General features: G+C 63.0%; 1 protein-coding gene and 1 pseudogene. Both read left to right on the top strand.

Going from position 1 to position 1,860, the window contains the following annotated elements; genetic code table 11:
* Positions 1–287, top strand: a pseudogene (locus ACWPM1_RS14795) (DEAD/DEAH box helicase); the annotation flags it as partial.
* A gap of 100 nt (positions 288–387) precedes the next feature.
* Entirely contained in the window at positions 388–1,737 is a 1,350-nt protein-coding gene (gorA, locus tag ACWPM1_RS14790) for a glutathione-disulfide reductase (RefSeq protein ID WP_160677669.1), read from the top strand.
* The last annotated feature ends 123 nt before the right edge of the window (positions 1,738–1,860 follow it).

Here is a 1,860-nt window from a genome sequence, read left to right as displayed (position 1 = left end):
CCGAGTTCGAGCGCCTGCCGCTGCCGGAGAATTTCCGGGCCGTGGTCGAAGGCGTCGGCCCTACCAAGCCGCCGCCGAAGCAGCCGCGCCAGCGCGTGCAGCCGAAGCCGAAAGGTGCGCGTCCGCAAGGCGAAGCGCCAAGGGACAACGCCCCCAAGCGCAAGCACCCGAACCGCAAGGGCAAGCCTGCGCATGGCGGCGCTCAGGGCAGGCCGGCTGGCGGCAATCGTCGGCGCGGCAACCGTCGCGGCAGGCCCGGTGGCCAGTCGCGCTCGGCCAGCGCGTAACGCATTCGCTACTCGATACGAAAGCATGTCTTGCCAGCTGTAACGGTTGGCAGGCGGCTTTCGTGCCGCCATATCGCCCTGACCAACTGCGGAGCGGCCCATGGCTGAAGACTACGACTACGACCTGTTCACCATCGGCGCCGGATCGGGCGGCGTGCGCGCCAGCCGTGTCGCCGCGTCGCATGGCGCAAGGGTTGCGGCAGCGGAAGAATTCCGGGTCGGCGGAACCTGCGTAATCCGCGGCTGCGTGCCGAAGAAGATGCTCGTCTATGGTTCGATGTTCGCTGAGGAGCTGGGCCATGCGCAGAACCTCGGCTGGACGATCGAAGGAAAGAGCTTCGGCTGGGCAACACTGCGCGATTTCGTGAACGCCGATGTCGACCGGCTGGAGGGGCTTTACGGCCAGACGCTCGCCAATCACGAGGTCGAGGTCTTTGCAGAGCGCGCGACCATCACCGGCCCGCATTCGGTCAGGCTCTCCAGTGGCCGCGAAGTCACTGCGAAATACATTCTTGTTGCCACGGGCGCGCGGCCTGCCATGCCGCAGTTTCCCGGTGTCGAACACTGCATCAGCTCAAACGAGGTCTTCCATCTCGCCCGGCAGCCGCAATGCCTGATGGTTGTCGGCGGCGGATATATCGCGATGGAATTCGCCGGGATTTTCAACGCGCTGGGGAGCGAGGTAACGGTGGTCAACCGGACCGACCGGATCCTGCGGTCCTATGACGAACAGATCGTCGATAGAATGCTCCATATCGCCATGGGGCGCGGGATCGATTTTCGCATGCACAGCCAGATCAAGTCGGTTGAGAAGGATGCGGATGGCTGCCTGCAGGTCGATCTGGGCGGCGCCCGGCCGGTCGCGGTCGACCAGATACTGATCGCCACGGGCCGTTCACCCAATACCGAAGGGCTGGGGCTCGAGAATGCAGCTATCGAACTGGGCAAGGGCGGAGAGATTCCGGTCGACGAATACAACCGCACAAGCTGCGACAGCATCTATGCCGTGGGCGACGTTACCGATCGTGTGCAGCTGACGCCGGTCGCAATCCGCGAAGGCCATGCCTTCGCCGATACCGTCTTTGGCGGAAAGCCGCGCACGATCGATTATTCGGCCATTCCCAGCGCCGTTTTCAGCCAGCCGCCGCTTGCAGGCGTGGGCCTGACCGAAGCAGAGGCGCGGCGCGTCCATGGCGACGTGAAGGTCTATTCCTCCGATTTCCGTCCGATGAAGAACATCTTCTCCGAACACCCCGAGCGCGGGCTTTATAAGATGATCGTCGACGAAACCTCCGAGAAGATCCTCGGCATCCACATGATCGGCCCCGAAGCGCCCGAGATCCTGCAGGTTGCAGCCGTGGCGGTTAAGGCCGGGCTGACCAAGCAGGCCTTTGACGACACTGTCGCCCTGCATCCGAGCATGGCCGAGGAACTAGTGCTGCTGAAATAGTGCAATTCGCCTGCTGCCAGGGCGCAAGAAGTCGACTAGCATTGTTCCCGACGGATGTTGGGGAAGGATGGGCATGAGTCGTCTTTATGATCAAAATCACCGCAAACTTCAGGATGAGTTCGG

The organism is Tsuneonella sp. HG249 (genome assembly GCF_053819205.1).
This window is presented reverse-complemented; position numbering and strand designations above follow the sequence as displayed.

Bases quoted from the DNA above. Each gene is read 5' to 3' on its own strand.
- gorA (WP_160677669.1), top strand. From the start codon at position 388: ATGGCTGAAGACTACGACTACGACCTGTTCACCATCGGCGCCGGATCG.